Source organism: Synechococcus sp. R55.4 (assembly GCF_047461935.1).
Lineage (GTDB): Bacteria > Cyanobacteriota > Cyanobacteriia > Thermostichales > Thermostichaceae > Thermostichus.
The window spans coordinates 36,931-55,771 of sequence record NZ_JANSIF010000009.1; the positions used below are offsets into that span (position 1 = coordinate 36,931).

The following is an 18,841-nucleotide window of genomic DNA, read 5'->3' on the forward strand; positions in this document are numbered from 1 at the left end:
CCTTCCGGCGATTAAGCCCGAAGCAGGGGTTGGTCGTTGTTTTTTTGCGTTTATTTCTGTTTAGCTCAAGGCTCGCGCCGAGCCAGCTTGTTTCCCCAAAAAATCAGGTGTCCTGTGACGGAAAGAGGCTGAGGAATCCGAATCCAGAATGCTGGGATCCCTCATTGACCTGAACCAAAAAGAGATGAAAAGACCAAGTTAAAGGAATGATCCAGCCTGTTAAGAATGGTTGCCGCCCTTGGTGGAGAGATCGGCTATAGGTTAGATTATGGATGTGGTGATTCAGGCGAGGAGGATAATATCTCATCCCCATCCCAAACGCGAGGCACCGCTTCTCGATTGAATCAAATCCAAAATTCAAGTCCAAAATTCTCTGTCGGTCAACGCTTTGATCCAAGCTTCCGATCCGTTGCTTCGGCAGACTCTCCTGAGAAGTGGTTGTCTCGCTCAGCAGAGCACCTGGTACCTACGACAGGTTTTCCTCGAAGCAGAACAAGGGAGTTAAGCAGATAGCAGTTGGGCTTGCTGCACAAGCCACTGGGAAAGTGAGAGAGCGCTCTAGGTGTTCCTCAAATAATCCTCGAATAAAAGTGGTTTTGCCAGATCAACAGGCTCAGCCGGCTATTTTGAGTCTCCATTCATGAGCGAGTCAGGGTGGGAAAATCGGTGATCAGGTTCAGGTGCTCTCAACCTGCAAGCTCTGCGAGTCGGAACCAGCGCTCAGTGGGACAAGGACTGCGGGCTTTAGCAATTCGAGGTTCTCTCAGTTCATAGTTTCACTCTCACTTTCAGGAGGTTGCTATGTTTACCTTTCTCTCAAAGATTGCTAGAGCAATTATCCGCATATTTGCTCCTGCCAAGTCCGATCTGGTGGAAGTGGGTTACCAGCCCATCACGGATGATATCTATCGCATCAACGGCTCAGCCTGCCATTTTAGCGATCTGGAGATCTCATCGTAAACCTCAGAGTCGGATTCTGGTGTCGGAGCGGCCACTGGCGCTGGCCTAGAAATTGGAAAGGAAATTGGAAAGCTACAAGTTAAGACAACTGAATAAGTCTTAGTTAAGTCTTGGATGCGGTTAGTCCGCGTCGGCAGGGGTGGTTTTCCTCCCTGTGGCCAAGTTCTACCGGTTCAGTGGTGGCTCCCCGTGGGGGTCACCACTTATTGTTTTGTTGTTTGCAAGTTGTTTGGGAAAATAAGGAGAATGCTTGCGGTTGCCCTATCTCAACCTGTGTTGCCTTCCCCTGTGGTTTACCCGGCTACACCGGGCGATCTGGATCCCTTGGCCGAAGTTCTGGCGCAGGTTTTTTATCCGCCCTCAGGCCTGCAACGCTGGATCCACCCGATTTGCAAGCTGGGCATTCGCGAAGAGTTGCGCCTCAGGCTGGCCGCAAGGGATCCCCACTACTGCTGTCTGGCGGCTGCGGTGGGATCCGAAGTGGTGGGCACTGCCGAGATCTCTTTGCGGGTCACAGCCCACGGGAAGTATCCCTACCTCTCCAACTTGGCGGTGCTGCCCGGCTGGCGGCGGCGAGGAATTGCTCGTCTGCTTTTGCTCAGTGCTGAAGGGGTGGCGAAAGGGTGGGGCTACCGCTGTTTGCATCTGCACGTGTTGGAAGACAATCTCCCCGCGCGGCAACTGTACGCCCAACTGCGCTACACCCCCATCGAACGCACCTCTCAACTCTGGCGATGGTTGGGGATCCCTCCGCAGCTTTTGCTCTGCAAGTGGTTACCTTGAATTGGCAAAGGAATTGGCAAAGCGGCAACATTGAGCTGGCAGAGTGGAGATGCTTCCCACCCCGCTGGCTTGCTTCTGCGCAGTGAGGCGAGTTCCTGGACTCATATAAAGTTATGTAAACTAGAGATGGGTTCTAGAGAGGTCTCGGAGGGGCAGTGAGGGAATTGGGCAGGGTTTTCATGGGATTGGTTGTGGGCCTGCTTGTGGGCTTTGGGATGACTCAGCCTGCCTGGGCCCAGTGGGGAACTACTCCTCTCCCGCCAATAGGTTCTCCGGCACCGGAGTTCGCATTGCCAGATCAAGCCGGGCAAATACGGCGGCTGGCGGATTTTCGGGGGGAGTGGGTGGTGTTGTATTTTTACCCCCGCGACTTCACTTCCGGCTGTACGATTGAGGCCCGCCGCTTTCAGCAAGATTTGCCCAAGTTCCGGGCCATGGGGGCACAGGTTGTGGGCGTGAGCGCCGACTCGGTGGACTCCCACAAGCGCTTTTGCTCGGCAGAGGGGCTACAGTTTCCTTTGCTGTCGGATCCCGACGGCACGGTCAGTCGAGCCTACGGATCCTGGATGGGCGATGTTGCCCTGCGCAATACGTTCTTGATCGACCCCGAGGGGATTTTGCGAGAAATCGACCCAATTGTAAACCCCAGCCGCCACAGCGCTGAGGTTCTGGCCCAGTTGCAGCAGCTTATCAGGAACTAGCCCTCTAGCTTTCCGGGCCAAAAGTCTGCTCGAACTCGTAGAGCAACTCGTCGATCTCCTCCAGCGCTTGGTTGACATCCACGCGCAAGCTGCCCAAGTCTGGCTTTTCCAACAGCTTGGCTACCGCTGGCCGGCGTTCGCGGATTAGCTTGATGCGCTCTTTCAAGGCGGCAATTTCGGCGGCGTCCATAGCTTCAGAGACCTAATTGACTCTCCTAGCTTATCGCTTCCGCTGGGGGAGTGTCGCCTGCTGGGATCCCTTTCTGAACCACCGAGAGCCAATCATAATAGAGCTGCGCAACCTGGCACTCAACCCCGCTTCAGAGGTGCTGACATGCTCCCCTACACCCAGATTGTCGCCCACCGTGGGGAGCACACCCACGCCGAGGAAAACACGTTGGCCGCTTTTGCTGCCGCTATTGAGGTGGGGGCCGAGCAAATTGAGCTGGATGTGCGCTGTAGCCGAGATGGGATCCCGCTCGTTGTTCACGATGCCGATTTGGATGGACAGCCTTTGGCCGCATTAACTTGGGCCGAGATTCGGGCCCGCAAACCCACGATTCCCACTCTTGAAGAGACCCTGTCACATATCAAGGGCAAAATCACCCTCGATATCGAACTCAAAGAAGCAGGCTATGAGGAACAAGTCCTTGCCCTCGTTAGCGATATTTTGACCCCCGAAGAATTTGTGATCACCTCTTTTTTGCCTCAGGTGGTGCAGCGGGTTAAAACGCTTTTGTCCCCGCAACCCAAGGTTGGCCTGTTGATCGAGGCAAAGGCTGAGGAGCAAGCCAAGGGATCTTTACTTACCCGTTGCCGGGAGTTGGGAGCGGATTTTCTGGCCCCCCACTACAGTTGGGTGAACTTGCAGTTCTTGGCTGAAGCTGAACAGGCCGGGATCCCTCTGTACGTTTGGACGGTGAACGATCCTGAAGTGATGAAGTTGTGCTTGCAGCCATTTGCCGGCTCAGTAGGACAAAATCCCGTTGTTCAAGGGTTGATTACCGACCGTCCCCAATTGGCTTTGCAAATTCGCGCCCACCTTTTGGCAGGAGTAGAGGGGGCAAAACCCTAGACCATGGGCACAAACTGCACCGGAAAAGCCCCTTTTTGAACCCATCCTTGGGCTGTTTTGCAGAGGATCAGCAAGGACTGGGATCCCTGGGCACCGGAGTCCGAAGGGCTTTCTCCCACCGGCACCACCAAGGTGCCCCCCACCGCCAGTTGATCCAGCAGCACCATGGGCACAGTTGGGGGCGCTGCCGTCACCAGAATGGCATCGTAGGGAGCATGCTCTGGCCAACCTTGGTAGCCATCCCCCTGACGCACTTCCACGTTGCGATAGCCCAGGGCAGCGAGGGTTTGTTGAGCTTGAGCAGCCAATGGGGACAGACGCTCCAGGCTATACACTTGCCGGGCCAGCTCTGCCAAAACAGCCGCCTGATAGCCGGAGCCGGTGCCGATTTCCAACACCACCGATTCAGGCGTGAGGCGAGCAGCTTCTGTCATAAAAGCAACAATATAGGGCTGAGAAATGGTCTGGCCATAGCCGATGGGCAGAGGGCAATCCCTGTAGGCCCGATCCCGCAGATCAGAGGGGACAAAAAGGTGACGCGGCACTTTTCCCATGGCTTCCAGTACCCGTGGATCTCGGATCCCTCGTTTGATGAGCTGTTTCTTGACCATCTGCTCCCGTTGGGAAGCAAAAGGATCGGAAGCGTCTGGGGGCTGAGGTTCAACTTCTGGGATCCCAGCTGGAGAGCGAGAAGAATGTCTCCACCGGAAGGATGAGAATGGGTTGATCACCGATACACAACCTCCAGAAACGATGAGCTGCTCAGCTAGAAATCGCAGGAGCCCCGTACGGTACCCGTAGGGTCAGTGTCGGGAGGAATGCTATAATGGTACTGCGGGCACCAGAAACAGCTGTTTAGGGCACTGGTAACGGTCGATTGGGGGTGCAGTAAACCACCCCAGAGGCTCGCGGTTGGCTTGCTAACTGCAGGGCTACTAAAAGCCCGCTTCGTACCGCCTAGCGGTCGGTGTCGGGTAGTTTACATGAAGCTTACAGCCGGGATCCCCATGGGAGATATGGGATCCGGTTTGATCAAAATTGTAAAGTTTTGTGCGCAATCTGCCGGGGCGAGCAATCACCACCCTGGTTCTGCCAGCGCAAGATTTTATAGTGTTGATCCCTACCTTTTCCCCGCAAGGGGAAGATGGTGAATGGGGTGACAGGCTGGGAACTGTCCTAGCGACACCTGGGGAGAGAGGCTGGGTTTAATAGACTGTAAACGTAATTTACGGTACAGATCTATGACAACTGCTGCCGCTTCTGCTACTCCCACTGCCCCTGAGACGACGCTGCTGAACGTTTGGCAAGTGCTGGCGGAAGAGTTTGCCGGTCAGGTTGCCCTACGGGATCCCCACGCGCAGCCAGTTTTCGAGATGTCTTATGGAGAGCTGTTTCGCCGCATTCAAACCCTGGCGGCTGGCCTGCAGGCTTTGGGCATTTGCCCGGGGGATCGGGTGGCCATTTTTGCCGATAACTCCCCCCGCTGGCTGATGGCCGATCTGGCCACGATGTTCACGGGAGCTGTGAATGTGCCCCGCAGCGCTGTGGCGGATCCCAGTGAGCTGGGCTACATCTTGCGCCACTCCGGTAGCACGGCCCTGATTGCTCAGGATCTGAAGACCCTGAGGCGGATCCGGCCGGATGTGCAGGAGCTGGGCCTGGAACGGCTGCTGTTGCTTTCCGATGAGCAGGAAGCAGGGGTGCTGAACTTTTCCCAATGGCTGCAAAAGGGTCGGGAACACACCTACCAACCCCCAAAGCTGGAGCGATCCCAACTGGCCACCATCATCTACACCTCCGGCACCTCCGGTCGGCCCAAGGGGGTGATGCTCAGCCACGGCAACCTGATGCACCAGGTGGAGAACTTGGGCGTGGTCGTACAGCCACAACCGGGGAATAAGGTGTTGACCATTCTGCCCACTTGGCACTCTTATGAGCGGGCTTGCGAGTATTTTCTCCTCAGCCGTGCCTGCATGCTGGTCTATACCAGCCCTCGCTTTATCAAACAAGATTTCCAACAGGAGCACCCCCATTTTCTGGTGGCAGTGCCGCGGATTTGGGAAACCGTTTATGAAGGGATCCAACGGCAATTCAAAGAGAAAAGCCCCCTGATGCAGCGGCTGATCCGCGCTCTGATGGCCGTGAGTGAGAGGTATGTGCTCTCTGGACGGATAGCTCGCAACCAGTCGATTTTGCATTACGGAGTCAGCCCCTGGGTGCGCCTGCAGGCTCGCCTGCAACATTGGCTGCTCTGGCCCCTGCACCGATTGGCCGATGTGCTGATCTACCGCAAGGTACGACGGGCGTTGGGCCCCAATTTTCAACATGCCATCAGCGGCGGTGGATCCCTGCCTGCCTACTTGGATCTGTTCTACGAGGTGGTGGGCATTTCCATCTTGAATGGCTACGGCCTCACCGAAACTTCGCCGGTGTTGTGCGCGCGGCGTCCAGACAACAATGTGCGCGGTACGGCTGGCCCCCCTCTGCCGGGGACGGAGTTTCGCATTGTGGATCCTGAAACTCGACAGCCGCTGCCGCCACAAGAAAAAGGGTTGATCCTGGCCCGTGGCCCGCAGGTGATGATGGGCTACTACAACAACCCGGAAGCCACTGCCAAGGTGCTCAGCTCCGACGGCTGGTTTGAAACCGGGGATCTGGGCTGGCTCACCCCCGACGGGCAACTGGTGATCACCGGCAGAGCCAAGGATGTCATTGTCCTACTCAATGGGGAGAACATCGAGCCCCAGCCGCTGGAAGATGCTTGTCTGCAGTCTCCTTACATCAGTCAGATCGTGATCGTCGGGCAAGACCAAAAGAAATTGGCTGCCCTCATCTACCCCAACCTCGATGCCCTCAAAGCCTGGGCTGCCGAGCAAGGGATCCCGGCTGAGGATGCCGAGCTGCTGGCCCAGCCCCAGACCCGCACCTTGATTTTGCAGGAGGTGCGCCGCCGCATCCAAGAACGCCCTGGCTACCGGCCCGACGAGCAGGTCAGCGACTTTCGCTTCTTGCCGGAGCCGCTGAGCGTGGAAAACGGCCTCATGACCCAGACCCTGAAGATCAAGCGCAACCCGGTGGCCGAGCGCTATGCCCATCTGATCCAAGAGATGTATCCGGCTTGAGGTGCAGGCCCGCCTAAGTTTGGGATCCCCGTTGTTGCTCCAAGTACCGCCGGAACTGCTCCGGTGGAATGGCCCCTCGGTAGGCCCCACAGTAGTAGAGGGTGAGCACCGCCTTGTAGGCCCAGTCAGTTGGCACCACATCCGGGAAGGGGCTGGGCAAAGTATCTGCTTGGTTGTTGGCGCAGGCTTGCAAAATTTGCTCTGTGGTGAGCTGTTCTGCCAAGTCTGGAGGGAGTTCCCGCAGGTTGGCCTGGGCCAAAGCCGCTCCGGCCAAGCTCAAGCTGGAGAGGGCCGCTGTCCAAAAGACAGGAGTGAAGAGGTGTTGCAAGTTCATGGCTTTCAAAGGAAGGGTTGGCAAGTCCTCTCTCTAGGGTAGTACGAGCTAAGAGAGCGTCTGGATGTAGACAAACTTCCTCGGATCTGGGACTAAGATGCAGAGGAATCAAGGGAGCAGAAGAGGGCGGGATCGCCAGCCGCTAATTGTCTCCCCGCATGGCCATGTAAGGCTGAGAGCACGATAGGTCAGAGCCGATGAGTTTATCCCAGGGGCCGAGTTTTGATGGAATGGATCCCCCGGATCCGAAGCTGATCGATGCCTGTGTGCATTGCGGGTTTTGCCTGACCACCTGCCCCAGCTACCGTGTCATCGGCAAAGAGACGGACTCGCCGCGGGGGCGGATCTATCAGATGGATGCCCTCAACCAGGGGCAGATCGCCCTTTCTGCGGCTACGGTTTCCCACTTCGACAGTTGCTTGGGCTGTTTGGCCTGTGTTACGGCCTGTCCATCGGGGGTGCAATATGACCGCTTAATTGCCGCCACCCGCCCGCAGATTGAGCGCAACTACTCCCGCAGTTTTTGGGATCGGCTTTACCGCCAGTTCATCTTCTCGGTGTTTCCTTACCCGACACGGCTGCGACCGCTGCTGTGGCCTCTCTGGCTGTACCAAAAAATGGGGATCGGCACCTGGATCCGAAAAGGGCTGGAAAAGGTCTCCCCGCGTTTGGCAGCTATGGAATCCCTGATGCCCCCCCTGGAGGTGGAGCAACTGCTGCCCAAGCGTTACCCTGAGCGGATCCCGGCGGTGGGAGAACGCCGTTTTCGGGTGGGACTCATTTTGGGCTGCGTGCAGCGCCTGTTTGCCCCGCAGGTGAATGAGGCCAGCATTCGCGTCTTGACCCACAACGGCTGTGAGGTGGTGATCCCGCCTGTCCAGGGCTGTTGCGCGGCCTTGCCCCACCATCAAGGGCAACTGCGCCAGGCGGAAACCCTGGCCCGCCAGATGATCGATGCCTTTGCCGATTACGAGTTGGATGCCATTCTGATCAACGCTTCTGGCTGCGGGCATACCCTGAAGGAGTATGGCCACCTGTTGGCCAGGGATCCCGACTACAAGGAGAAAGCAGCCCGATTTGCCACTCAAGTCAGGGATATTCAGGAGTTTCTCGCCCAGGTGGGGTTAACGGCTCCTCTACATCCGCTACAGCCGGAACCCCTGGTGCTGGTCTACCAGGATGCCTGTCACATGCTGCATGGGCAGCGGCTCAGCCAGGAACCCCGACACCTGCTGCGGCAAATCCCAGGGCTGGAGCTGCGGGATCCCGTCGATGCGGCCCTCTGCTGTGGTAGCTCCGGCGTCTATAACCTGTTGCAACCCCAGGTGGCGGACGAGCTGGGAGCCCAGAAGGTGACGAACTTGCTTAACACCGGTGCTCAGGGGATTGTCTCTGCCAATATCGGCTGCCGCCTACAAATCCAGAAACATCTGCGCCTACAGGGCAAAGCCGGGATCCCCATCTATCACCCGATGGAATTGTTGGATCGCGCCCTCGCCGCTCTGCGACGCTTTCCCGAACAAGCTACAGGGACTTCTTCGGGTCAGGCAGAGGTAGCCGAGGCAACCGGTTGAGTGGATCCTGGATTTCCGGTCGCGCTGGCGTAACCTGGCGCAACATAGCCTCCCACCCCACTTCTCTCCCCCATCGCCGATGGGCTATTCCATCAACAGGCCCAAGTCCAGGTGAGGCTGCCACAGATCGGCCAGGCGCTCCAGCAATTGCTCCCGCTGCTGAGCATAGTGGCCCTCCAGATCCGGCAAGGGATCCCAGCCTTTTTGTCGGCGCAGCCAGTTCAGCCATTGTCGCCGCCACAGGTGGTTGTCAAACAGGCCATGCAGATAGCTGCCCCAAATCCGACCCGTGGGATCCCGCCAGCCCAGGTTCTCCCGGTCGAACACCGGCAGACAGCCAGAGGGATCCGCCTGGGTGGATCCCTGATGAATTTCGTACCCCTGAATGGGGGCCAGGGCAGGCCATCGGCTTTGGGTCTGCACCTGCTGGGTGACCTTGGTGGGTTGTAAAACGGTGGTCAAAGGGAGAAAGCCCAGCCCTGGGTAGGTGCCGGCGATCCCCTCCCAGCCTTCGGGATCGGCGATGGTCTCTCCCAACATTTGCAGCCCACCGCAAATGCCGATGATATGGCCGGAGTATTGGCGCAGTTGATCGGCCAGGCCGGTCTTTTGCAACGCGAACAGATCGTTGAGGGTGGTTTTGCTGCCGGGCAGGATGACCACATCCGGGGATCCCAAACTTTGGCCAAGGTGAACCCAGCGCAGATGGACGGTGGGCTCCGCCAACAAGGGGTCAAAATCCGAGAAATTGGCCACCTGGGGCAAACGCACCACAGCAATCTCCAGGCGCCCTTCCCTCAGGGCTTGGCGACCGGCCCGGTCGCGGCGATCTTCCCAAAGCAGGGGGTTGGCTGCAATTCCCATCGAATCCTCTTGGGGCAGAACCCAGTCCACCCAAGGCAAGACCCCGACAACTGGGATCCCGGTGTAGTTTTCCAGCCAATCCAGGCCGGGCTGCAACAGTTCCCGCGAGCCCCGAAACTTGTTGATGACAATGCCCCGGATCAAGGCCCGCTCTTCAGGTTCCAGCAGTTGGAGCGTGCCCACCACATGGGCCAGCGCCCCACCTCGGTCGATGTCTGCCACCAGCCAAGTGGGGGATCCCAAATGCAAGGCAACCCGCATATTTGCCAAGTCCCGATGTTTGAGGTTCACCTCTGCTGGGCTACCTGCCCCCTCGCAAAGGATCCAGTCGTACTGCTGTTGTAGGCGAGCAAGGGCTTCTTTGACCGCTTGCCAGGCCGGCGCAAACCAGCGCTCGTAATACTCTCCGGCGCGGTAGGTGCCCACCGCTACTCCGTTCAAGACGATCTGGGAAGTCAGGTTGCCCTGGGGCTTCAGAAGGATTGGGTTCATCTCCACCGCAGGGGGAATCCCGGCAGCCCAAGCTTGCAGAGCCTGCGCGTAGGCGATCTCTTTGCCCTCTGGGGTGACATAGGCGTTGAGGGACATGTTCTGAGCTTTGAAAGGGGCAACCCTTTTTCCCGCTTTCTTGAGAATGCGACAAAGGGCTGTTACCAGCAGGGTTTTGCCCACGTGGGAAGAAGTTCCCACCACCATCAAGGATCGACCTGAACAGCTCACCCCGGATCCCTCGCCCTTGGTTTCTGGTTGTTGCCATTCTCCCCGCGGCCAGCGTCGCCAAGCCAGGGCCTCCGTTGGCAAAAGCGACTCTGCAATCCCCTAGTTAACCGCCCTGCTGATGCCCAGAGCCGCACCCTCCGGTCTGCACGGGATCCCAGGGGCTTGCGCTTTGTGCTTTCGACAGGATTTTGAGCTGGGGCAGATGGATTCGAACCACCGAATGGCGGGACCAAAACCCGCTGCCTTACCGCTTGGCGATGCCCCAATTCACATTGCTTAACCAGCTTAATTAATCTAGCGATGCAGCTTCGGGTCTGTCAACAGTTGCAGTGAGCTCCTATGCGTGGGGAAGCTGAAGCTCTTCGCCAAGGTCAGGGCCAATGTCAAGAGGAGTCACGGGGAGAGTGCGGGCTACCTCAAAGAAATAGGCGCGGATCTCCGGCCCGAAATAGATGACATCTCCGCTCCTCAGGTAGTGAGTAGCCACCCGCGTGCCGTTGACAAACACCCCATTGGTACTGGACTGGCCCTTGCGGTTGCCGTCGATCAGGCAATAGGTAAACCCTGTCCGGTTGGACTTGGTGGGCACCCGCACCAGGTAAGCATGGCGACGCGAGACAAACCGATTGACGATCTGGATGGCGTTGGAGGGATCCCGTCCAAGCGTATAGATACTCTCCCGCAGGATGTAGCTGCAGGGCCGGACAGGATGGCAGATGGACAGGGTGAACTCCGGATGGGACACCGGCCGTTCAGGGACTTGATCGAACAAATCCGCCGGCAGATCAAAGCCCTGGCTGGGAAGAGGACTTTTCCCGCCAACCTCTGTGATGGAGGTGAAAAAATCGTCGTAGCTATGTGGCAAAGGTCTTCCCCCCTCAACGCTCAACGCCATTTACAGCAGCTTGGCTTTCCAAATTCAAAGTCTTATCTATAGTTCCCCAAAACCCTACTGCTTTCAAAGGAACTCTGGTCTTGGCGGGCTGCCGGAAAACCCACAAGCCCCAGTGTACTGTACTATACACCATAGGCAGCCTTGGAGATACCCCCTTTCCCCGGAAACTGGGCTTGGGCTCAGGTTGGGCCTATTTTGGCTTTCAGGGATCCCTTGGGAGCCACAGCCTCAGGCGGGCTATTCTGAGTAGCAGGTTTTTAACCTTGAGGTGAGGGTGTGACGGAGGCCCTGCTGCGTCGGTTGGATGTGGCCACAGAAGCTGCCCTGGAGGCAGGAGCTTTGCTGCGCAGTTATGTGGGGGGCACCCTTGCCATTGAGGAGAAACGTCCGGGCGACTTGGTGACTGCGGCGGATCGCGCTTCCGAGGATCTCATCTTGAAAATCTTGAGGCGGCACTTCCCCGAAGATGTCATCTTGACCGAGGAATCAGGCCAGCAGGGATCTCCGGAGGGCGCCTACGCTTGGATGATCGATCCCCTGGATGGCACCACCAACTTTGCCCACGGTTACCCTTTCGCTGCCGTCTCCATTGGTTTGCTGCAGGGGCGGGAGCCAGTTTTGGGGGTTGTTTGTGATGTTTTTCGCGGGGATCTGTTTCGCGCCGTCCAAGGGATGGGGGCTACCCGCAACCGCCAACCCATTCGAGTCTCCACAACGGCTGAATTGTCTCGGAGCCTGCTGGTGACCGGCTTTGCCTATGATCGTCGCGAAACCCCTGACAACAACTACGCCGAGTTTTGCCACTTTACCCATCTCACCCAAGGAGTGCGGCGGGGCGGATCTGCAGCTCTGGATTTGGCCTATGTGGCCACCGGTCAGTTGGATGGCTACTGGGAGCGGGGCCTCTCCCCTTGGGACATTGCCGCAGGGATCGTCCTGGTGCGAGAGGCGGGTGGCAAGGTGACTGCTTACGATGGCGGCCCGGTGGATGTTTACAGTGGCCGACTGTTGGCCAGCAATGGCTGGTTACACGCTGCTCTGCAAGAAGAATTGGCCCAAGTACAGCCTTTGCCGGTCTCCTTTCCCATGCGGCGGGATCCACGCCCAGCCTATCAGAACCGGGAAAGCTCCCCAGTTGAGTTGAATTGAAGACAGAAGTAGCTGACGAATAATCGAGGAATAATCAAGAAGATTCCAAGAACCCTATGTTGGGCAGGGTAGATAGGAGATGGGTTAGCGGACTCCCCGGAAAACAGCGACATCGCTGCCGGGCGGCACAGTTCGGCCTGGCTCTCCTCTTGGGAGCGATGGCCCTTGGGGTTGCCACTGCTGGCCCCGGTTACCCTCAGCCGGCACAAGGGAAAGTCGCCCCCACCGAGCAGGCACAGCCCCTCGATTCCCGTTGGGCCGAGATCCAGGCCCGGGGGCGCATTCGGGTTGGCTTGGATCCCAGTCTGGGGCCGGCCTATCTCTATACCGACTTGGAGCAACAAACCTACGCCGGCTTCGAGTGGGATATCCTGGAGGCGCTTGCCCAAACCCTTCAGGTGCAGGTGGATCCCATCTATGTGGCCTGGAGCGAACAGTTGGCAGCTTTGCAAGCGGATGAGGTGGACTTGATCTGGGGGGCGCGGGAAGCTTTGGGCTTGGATCCGGAGCAGTTTCTGGCCACCCGGCCCTACTATCTCAGCCCGCAGCGCTTGGTGGTACGGGATCCCTTCCCCGCCTCCGGGCCAGAGGAACCGGCCATCGAGACACTGTCGCAATTATTTGGCCGCAAAGTGGGCATCGTAGTCAATAGTACAGGGGCAGCCCTACTGGAGGCTTATAACGAGAGGAGGGGCAACGCCATTCGTCTCTTTGCCACCAGCAACCCTGAGCGCTTGTTTGCTCAGCTACAGGCTGGCCAGTTGGATGCCGTGCTGGTTGATCAGCCTGTTGCCGCCCTAAACCTGCGCCAAGCTGGATCCCGGCTGCGCCTGGTGGGGCCGCCCCTGTTCCCCATGCCTCTGGTGGGAGTAGTATCCTCTCAGCATCCTTCCCTGAAGGAAGCTGTGGATGGGGCGATTTCCAGCCTGATCGAAAACGGAACCTTGCAGCAGATTTTAGAGAAGTGGCAACTATGGGATCCAACTCTAATGTCCCCCGCCTCAACCGAGGACTAGCCCGCTACGAGACTGACCATTTCGCCATCTTAGGCGTGCCCCTTACCGCCGACTCCAAGGGGATCCGGCGCGGCTACCTGCAGGCGGCCAAGGCCCTCCACCCGGATCGGTTTGTGGGGGATCCCGAAGGTGCAGAGCGCGCCAACATCCTCTTTGCCAAGCTGGTCAACCCGGCCAACGAAGTGCTGACCAAAGAGCGGGAGCGAGGGGAATATGAAACGGTGCTCAAAATGCGGATCAAACGCCTTTTGGAGACGCCCCCCCCGGATCTTTGGCCCTCTGGGGAAGCCGTCAAGGGCTTGGCCGAGCACCCCCATTGGCAGGAAGAGTATGTCAGACGGGTGGAGAAGCTGGCCAAAGAGCAATACAGCTCCATGGAAACCCTGCTCGAGAAAACCGAGCAATTGAGCGAGCTGAACCTGGCCTATTTGTTGCTCAAGGCCGGCTACCAGGGGAGCCTAGCCCCTGCCTCTAGAACCACTACCGCGACCGGGATCCCAACCCCTTCCCCCAGCCGTACCACTGTGGGTGGGATCCCAGCCTCCCCCGTCGTTGCTCCGCCCAGCCGTCCCCCTGTTCAGCCCGTTCCCACCCCACCTCCGGCTCCCAAGCTCAGCCCTGCGGAAACCCGCTTTATCCAAGCCTTGGACATGATCGAGCGCAAGCAATACCGGGATGCGGTGCAGTATCTGAACTTTGCCATCAGCGCTGAGCCCAACGTGGCCCGCTACTACCTGCACCGGGGCATTGCCCACCTGAAGCAGGGGAATGCTGGCATGGCCAAAGCAGACTTTATGCAAGCCAGTCGCCTAGAACCTGCCAACGCCGAGTTGATGGCAGAAGTGCGCCGTTGGATGCAGCAAGTCACCACTCAACAGCCCGTTCCCGTCCCCAAGGACTCCGTCCCGCCAACGCGAGTGGCCAGCCGTCAAACGTCACAGGCTCAGAAAGTGGTGCCGCCTCCCCGCAAAGAAGACAACGGCGGGTTCTTGAGCCGCCTCTTCGGCAGGAAAAAGTAGGCAGAGCCCCCCTTAACGCGCACCCCCTAGCACCAGCAGCGTGACCAGGGATCCCGTATTCCAGAGGCTGTGCAGTAGGATGGGAGCCAGCAGGTTGCGGCTGTGGCTGTACACCACCCCCAGCACCACCCCCAGCATGGTCAGAGGCAGCAGATCAGAGAGGTTGAGGTGGGCAAGGGCAAAGGTGAAGGCGCTGAGCACAATGGCGGCCCCCATAGGCAGGTAGCGGCTTAGAGTAGGCAGCCAAAAGCCTCGGAACAGCACCTCCTCAAAAACAGGGGCACAGACAGACACCACGGCCAAAAACACCAACCGCGCCCCCCAACCATGGCTATCCAGCAGCAGGGGCAAAATGGGATTCCCACCCCCCGCCTGCGGTAGCAGCAATTGCGAGAGCGCCGCTGCCAGCACCACCAAAGGCAAGGCCACCCAGTAGCCACACAAGCCCCACAGCAGCCAAGGACCCCACAACCGCACCTGCAGCACCCTCTGCCAGCCGGGGTAGGCGTGCAAGAGACGGTACAATAACCCTGCCCCCAGCACAGCGCCGGAATTGTAGGTGAGAAACAGGGCTACCGCCTGCTGCCAAGGGCTGAGCTGCCGTGCCCCCAGGCCGAGGATGATGATGTAAAGTCGAGGCACCAAAGCGTTGAGGGCGATAAACCCCAAAAACCAGCCGGTCAGCACCGCTTGCGCCCCGATCCCCGGCCAAGGCACTTCCCAAGCAGGGCCCAGGAGCGGACGTTTGCGCCAAAGGCTCCAGCCCAGCCAGCCCAACAAGAGCATCAACCCCAGCAGCGCCCCCAGCACGGGGATCCCGCCCACCACCGCCAGTCGAAATAGAGCCGCCAAGGCCAATTTTTCCTGCTGTTGGTTGAGGGCATTTAGGCTATCGCTGCGCTGCTGCAGTCGGTAAAGCTGTTGCAGAGCCACCGCCTCAAACCAACCATCCAGATGATTGCGAATCTGCACCTCCGCCTCTGGCAAGATGCGCCGCGGTGTTCCCCACAGCCCTTGCAAAACCCGCGCTGCCCCCTTTTGGCTCGATTCCAGCTCCACGGGACGTTCCAGGTCGATGATCTGCTGCCATTGCTGCCGAGCAGCTTCCAGATCTTCTTGGTAGGCATAGAGCAAGCCAAGGCGCAGCCAAAGCGCATCCAGCTCCGTCTGCAAATCTTGCATGGAGGCCAAAAGGGCGGGATCCACCTCTGGAGATTGGGCCAGTTCTGGGCTGGCCGCCTCAGATTCGCCAGCAGGAGTTAAACGGGCCAGCCGTTTCAAACGTTTCAGGCGTTCGGCGTAGTTATCGGCGGTCTGCTGATAGCGATTTTGGGCCACCTTGAACACATCCTGACCCAAAAGTGCCCGTGCCAGATCCTGATAGCGGGGATCATCGAGGGTGCGGGAAGCTTGCAGGGCGAGATCGGTTTGCAACAAATCCAACTGCGTTTGGGGCGGCGGCTGAAACCAACTGCTGGAAAGAGAAAGCCCGACAATCACAATGGCCAATAGGCTCAGCAGGTTGAGGATCCCACGGCGAACAGAAAACCAAGCAGAGGAGGGGTCGGCAGAGGCCGTGGTTTCAGAGTGAGACATTGCGGCGACGGATCCAACTCAAGCGGGTTATATCCTATCTTCTGTATTGTCTTGGCGGAATGGAGTTGTTATTACTGCATTACGGATTTGTCCTGTTGTCACCGGCGCTCCAGCCAATAGCGATAGATGGGCAGGCCCAGTTGTAGGCAGTGCCACTCCCGCTCCGTGGGGATGCCGAGGGGATTGGAGTCCAAAGGTCCCTGGTGGGGATCCCAAAACTGCGGATGCTCTAAAAATCGAGCTGCCATTTCTTCGGCCACCTCTTGGATATCCGATTGCAGGAAGACGGGGCTGCCCGGTCGCAGCAGCAGAGCCAGATCCGCCACCAGTTGGGGTTGGACAATCCGCCGTTTGTGATGGCGCTTTTTGAACCAGGGATCCGGAAATAGGATGGTCACCCGGCTGAGATCCCCCGGCGCAAACAGATGCCGCAGAGAGATGTTGATGTTGGCAAACAGAAAATGGACGTTATCCAGCCCCAGCTCGTCCCGCCAGGCATTGGCCCGCTCCACCAGCGCCTGCCGAATCTCTACCCCTAGGAAGTTCCAGTCGGGCTGCTCCTGAGCGAGGCGCAGCAGAAATCGTCCGCTCCCTGTGCCGATATCCAGATGAAAGGGCTGCCCCAGCCGTCGGTATACCCGCTCCCAGTGGGGTGGGGGGGTGGGCTGCTGATACTGCGCCTGCAGGGGATTGACGTGCTGCCGTACCCGGTGACCGAGGCCCCTCTGTAAGGGGATCCCGGCCCAAGGCGGAGAAGGGGGGCGCTTCTCCAGTTGGCCCTCAGGCGATTGCTGCCCCTGTTGCACCTCTGCTTCCATAGACCACCTCCTGCCGCCAGCTGCGGCCCTCGCCCACTGACCAAGGGATCCCCCAGCTTGGAGGGGAGCGACAAAAGTCCAGGAGATCTAGGCTACCACCGGATGCTGTCGATGACTTGCCGCAAGATCTGGGCCGAGCGGTGCAGCTGCTTGCGCTCGCTCTCGGTGAGGGACATGGCCAGCGTGCGTTCCACCCCCTGCCGCCCGACCACTCTGGGCAAGCTGAGACAGACCTCTGGCAGATCGTACTCCCCTTGGGTGAGGCTGCTCACGGTTAAAACGCGGTGTTGATCCCGCAGCAGGGCTTGGACAATTTGCGTCACCCCTAACCCGATGGCGTAGCTGGTGGCCCCTTTGCGACGGATGATCTCGTAGGCAGCGTTGCGCACCTGCTCGAAGATATCCCCCAAATAGGCGGGATCCCAGTCCGGCGAGAGTTCCCCAATTGGGGTGCCGGCGATGTTCACCTTGCTCCAAACGGCCACCTCGCTATCTCCATGTTCGCCGATGATGTAGGCGTGCAGGCTACGCGGATCCACCCCCAGGCGCTCCGCCAAAAGATAGCGAAAGCGGGCTGTGTCCAAAACCGTCCCCGACCCAATTACCTGCCCTGCCGGCAACCCCGACAACTTCAGGGAAACGTAAGTCATGATGTCAACGGGATTGCTCACCACCAAGAGGAGTGTGTCAGGGCAATGGGCCATCAAGGCCGGGATCAAGCCTTTGAAGATCTCGACGTTGCGCTGCACCAAATCCAAACGGGTTTCTCCAGGCCGCTGCTTAGCCCCTGCCGTCAAAATCACCACGTCTGATCCGGCACAATCCGCCAGCTCCCCTGCCCGTATCCGCGTCGGCTCCACAAAGGGGATCCCGTGCACCAGATCCATCACTTCCCCTTCCAGCTTGTTGCGGTCGATGTCGTGAAGGACCAGCTCATCCAGAGTGTTCTGGATTACCATCGAGTAGGCACAGGCCATGCCTACCTGGCCGGCGCCGATGATGGATCCCTTCAAAAGGCGGCGAGAAGTCAGCCCCTCGACCTGCTGCTGGGAGCGCTGCTTGGGTTGGTGCTTAGAAACAGTCATGGCTGCAGCCGCTACTCTTCGTTCTCCAGCTTAAGCCTGCCTAGAGGAAGAAAAAAACAGGCTACCGCTCTCCAGAAGAACTGGAAAGGCGAGAAGAGGCAGGATCGGTTGCCGCAGCGGACTGGATCCATCTGAAACAATCTGAAACAATAAAAACAATAAATAGCCCTCTAACCTTCAACAGTCCTCAACCCGGCTGCTGGGTTAGCCGCTGCCAAAGCTGCGGAGGAATGCGCTCGTGAGGACACTTTAGGGACTGAATCTGAGCTAAATCTTCCGGCATGTAGTGCAAGGCTACCCGCGCTGCCGGATCCAAAAGGCTGCGCCGTCGTCGGTTACATTGCTCCGCTTCTCCCAGAAACACGTCCAGCCAGCCATCTCGCTCTTGGTAGCGAATCCTCAAAGCAGAGAGAGAAGGCAGAGCAGAGGAAACTTCTTTGCGGTAGAGCCGAAAGCCCTGCTCCAGACTCCAGCCCAACCACCACTGAGGCGCCAATTGCCCCAACTGCCTACACCACACCCCCGCCTGAACCTGTTGCCATGCCATGCTTGCCACTCCGCAGCTTGTTCTCCTGAGAAGACTTAACTGCAAATCTTTAGCAATTGCTACTTGGGTAAGCACTCTACCAGACTCCTCAAGCTTAATGCAAGTCTTTATCAAAGAGGATCCCTACTTTGCCGGCACGCTATTGAAAGCTAATCTCAATAGAGCTATGCTGTTACTCGGTTGAGTGGTGGAGTTGTATCCATCAGTCTTCCTCTCTTGCCTTGGATGCATCGGGGATCCCACGCCCGCGGAATTAGCCATCCTGGGTCTGGCAGGGATCCCTTTTCCAGGGCTAGCTGAGGTTCTTTCTAATGAGAGCAGTTCTAACTAATAGGAGCCTGGTTCCTTCCCAAGCGTGTCGATGTACGGGTAGAACAAGTTCGGGAGCCAGAAGCGGTTTAACCTTGAAAACGGCGACGCATAGCCCTTCACGTCGGCAGGACAGGCTTTTTAATAATTCTTTTAATTAACCTCAAGAGTTGCTTCAAAGAATATCCCCTCCGGAGCACCCAAAAGCCCGTGCCAGCCCGGGGATCTTTTGTATCGAGAGACACACAAACTCCCCCAACAATTCCATAGGATG

General features: G+C 58.2%; 18 protein-coding genes and 1 tRNA gene. 9 read left to right on the forward strand and 10 right to left on the reverse strand.

All coding sequences use genetic code 11. The features are described 5' to 3' along the window. Positions 1 to 801: 801 nt before the first annotated feature. The 3 genes from NW842_RS03655 (at position 802) to NW842_RS03665 (ending at position 2,444) form a co-directional block, all read left to right on the forward strand. A complete protein-coding gene (locus tag NW842_RS03655; protein WP_414329361.1) occupies positions 802 to 960 on the forward strand; it encodes a hypothetical protein in 159 nt (52 codons plus the stop codon). Positions 961 to 1,206: 246 nt separating this feature from the next. Next, the gene (locus NW842_RS03660; protein ID WP_414417499.1) at positions 1,207 to 1,743 is read left to right on the forward strand and encodes an N-acetyltransferase family protein; all 537 of its coding nucleotides are present in this window, start codon (positions 1,207 to 1,209) and stop codon (positions 1,741 to 1,743) included. Between the two features lie 215 nt (positions 1,744 to 1,958). After that, positions 1,959 to 2,444: a peroxiredoxin gene (locus tag NW842_RS03665; protein WP_414417500.1), complete on the forward strand. Its 486-nt coding sequence runs from the start codon at positions 1,959 to 1,961 to the stop codon at positions 2,442 to 2,444. A 4-nt stretch (positions 2,445 to 2,448) separates the two neighbouring features. Here NW842_RS03665 and NW842_RS03670 read toward each other — a convergent pair whose 3' ends face one another. Next, positions 2,449 to 2,634 (reverse strand): hypothetical protein, encoded by a 186-nt coding sequence (locus NW842_RS03670; protein ID WP_414344512.1) that lies wholly within the window; start codon positions 2,632 to 2,634, stop codon positions 2,449 to 2,451. Between the two features lie 144 nt (positions 2,635 to 2,778). On the opposite strand from NW842_RS03670, the gene NW842_RS03675 reads away from it, so the two are divergent. Beyond that, positions 2,779 to 3,519 (forward strand): glycerophosphodiester phosphodiesterase, encoded by a 741-nt coding sequence (locus NW842_RS03675; RefSeq protein ID WP_414332228.1) that lies wholly within the window; start codon positions 2,779 to 2,781, stop codon positions 3,517 to 3,519. On the opposite strand, the gene NW842_RS03680 is transcribed toward NW842_RS03675, so the two are convergent. Continuing rightward, positions 3,516 to 4,250, reverse strand: coding sequence for a protein-L-isoaspartate(D-aspartate) O-methyltransferase (locus tag NW842_RS03680; RefSeq protein ID WP_011433763.1), 735 nt, complete (start codon positions 4,248 to 4,250; stop codon positions 3,516 to 3,518). The two genes, NW842_RS03675 and NW842_RS03680, sit on opposite strands and share 4 nt — an antisense overlap. 510 nt (positions 4,251 to 4,760) lie before the next feature. On the opposite strand from NW842_RS03680, the gene NW842_RS03685 reads away from it, so the two are divergent. Continuing rightward, positions 4,761 to 6,641 (forward strand): AMP-dependent synthetase/ligase, encoded by a 1,881-nt coding sequence (locus tag NW842_RS03685; RefSeq protein WP_414374835.1) that lies wholly within the window; start codon positions 4,761 to 4,763, stop codon positions 6,639 to 6,641. Between the two features lie 13 nt (positions 6,642 to 6,654). Here NW842_RS03685 and NW842_RS03690 read toward each other — a convergent pair whose 3' ends face one another. After that, complete coding sequence (locus NW842_RS03690) at positions 6,655 to 6,999, reverse strand: hypothetical protein (RefSeq protein WP_414356744.1); 345 nt, start codon at positions 6,997 to 6,999, stop codon at positions 6,655 to 6,657. A 173-nt stretch (positions 7,000 to 7,172) separates the two neighbouring features. Between NW842_RS03690 and NW842_RS03695 the strand changes: the two genes are divergently transcribed. Further along, entirely contained in the window at positions 7,173 to 8,549 is a 1,377-nt protein-coding gene (locus NW842_RS03695) for a (Fe-S)-binding protein (RefSeq protein WP_414374836.1), read from the forward strand. An 84-nt stretch (positions 8,550 to 8,633) separates the two neighbouring features. Here the strand turns inward: NW842_RS03695 and NW842_RS03700 are convergent, their stop codons facing one another. From NW842_RS03700 to NW842_RS03710, 3 genes are all read right to left on the reverse strand, one after another. Continuing rightward, positions 8,634 to 10,109 (reverse strand): cobyric acid synthase, encoded by a 1,476-nt coding sequence (locus tag NW842_RS03700; protein WP_414356784.1) that lies wholly within the window; start codon positions 10,107 to 10,109, stop codon positions 8,634 to 8,636. A 217-nt stretch (positions 10,110 to 10,326) separates the two neighbouring features. Further along, positions 10,327 to 10,398: transfer RNA gene (locus tag NW842_RS03705), tRNA-Gln, on the reverse strand. A gap of 72 nt (positions 10,399 to 10,470) precedes the next feature. Next, complete coding sequence (locus NW842_RS03710) at positions 10,471 to 11,028, reverse strand: FHA domain-containing protein (RefSeq protein WP_414356749.1); 558 nt, start codon at positions 11,026 to 11,028, stop codon at positions 10,471 to 10,473. Positions 11,029 to 11,304: 276 nt separating this feature from the next. Here NW842_RS03710 and NW842_RS03715 point away from each other — a divergent pair, with 276 nt between their 5' ends. The 3 genes from NW842_RS03715 to NW842_RS03725 all read left to right on the forward strand — a co-directional run bounded on the left by NW842_RS03715 (position 11,305) and on the right by NW842_RS03725 (position 14,212). Beyond that, on the forward strand, positions 11,305 to 12,177 hold the full coding sequence (locus NW842_RS03715; protein WP_414332096.1) for an inositol monophosphatase family protein: 873 nt from the start codon (positions 11,305 to 11,307) through the stop codon (positions 12,175 to 12,177). Between the two features lie 158 nt (positions 12,178 to 12,335). After that, positions 12,336 to 13,193: an ABC transporter substrate-binding protein gene (locus NW842_RS03720; RefSeq protein WP_414374838.1), complete on the forward strand. Its 858-nt coding sequence runs from the start codon at positions 12,336 to 12,338 to the stop codon at positions 13,191 to 13,193. Beyond that, the gene (locus NW842_RS03725; RefSeq protein ID WP_414417501.1) at positions 13,151 to 14,212 is read left to right on the forward strand and encodes a DnaJ domain-containing protein; all 1,062 of its coding nucleotides are present in this window, start codon (positions 13,151 to 13,153) and stop codon (positions 14,210 to 14,212) included. The genes NW842_RS03720 and NW842_RS03725 overlap by 43 nt, the downstream gene beginning before the upstream one ends. 12 nt (positions 14,213 to 14,224) lie before the next feature. Here the strand turns inward: NW842_RS03725 and NW842_RS03730 are convergent, their stop codons facing one another. From NW842_RS03730 to NW842_RS03745, 4 genes are all read right to left on the reverse strand, one after another. Next, positions 14,225 to 15,808, reverse strand: a complete 1,584-nt coding sequence (locus tag NW842_RS03730) for a type II CAAX prenyl endopeptidase Rce1 family protein (protein ID WP_414417502.1) — start codon at positions 15,806 to 15,808, stop codon at positions 14,225 to 14,227. 98 nt (positions 15,809 to 15,906) lie between these two features. Then, a complete protein-coding gene (trmB, locus tag NW842_RS03735; protein ID WP_414417503.1) occupies positions 15,907 to 16,626 on the reverse strand; it encodes a tRNA (guanosine(46)-N7)-methyltransferase TrmB in 720 nt (239 codons plus the stop codon). A 92-nt stretch (positions 16,627 to 16,718) separates the two neighbouring features. Then, positions 16,719 to 17,639 carry an L-lactate dehydrogenase gene (locus NW842_RS03740; protein ID WP_011433746.1) on the reverse strand — a complete coding sequence of 307 codons (921 nt, stop codon included), beginning with the start codon at positions 17,637 to 17,639 and terminating at the stop codon, positions 16,719 to 16,721. A 259-nt stretch (positions 17,640 to 17,898) separates the two neighbouring features. After that, a complete protein-coding gene (locus tag NW842_RS03745; RefSeq protein ID WP_011433745.1) occupies positions 17,899 to 18,258 on the reverse strand; it encodes a hypothetical protein in 360 nt (119 codons plus the stop codon). Positions 18,259 to 18,841 lie beyond the last annotated feature (583 nt).